This is a genomic window from Neobacillus sp. MER 74 (assembly GCF_023714155.1).
This window is the reverse complement of record NZ_JAMAUV010000127.1, coordinates 1-243: the sequence shown is the minus strand read 5'-3', so window position 1 is coordinate 243 and position 243 is coordinate 1. Positions and strand designations below refer to the sequence as shown.

The following is a 243-nucleotide window of genomic DNA, read 5'->3' as shown; positions in this document are numbered from 1 at the left end:
AATGCTGGCAACTAAGATCAAGGGTTGCGCTCGTTGCGGGACTTAACCCAACATCTCACGACACGAGCTGACGACAACCATGCACCACCTGTCACTCTGTCCCCCGAAGGGGAAAATCCTATCTCTAGGAGTGTCAGAGGATGTCAAGACCTGGTAAGGTTCTTCGCGTTGCTTCGAATTAAACCACATGCTCCACCGCTTGTGCGGGCCCCCGTCAATTCCTTTGAGTTTCAGCCTTGCGGC

Annotated in this window: 1 rRNA gene; it reads right to left on the bottom strand. The window is 53.5% G+C overall.

What is annotated here, in order from left to right:
- Positions 1-243: ribosomal RNA gene (locus M3610_RS27840) — 16S ribosomal RNA — on the bottom strand; the annotation flags it as partial.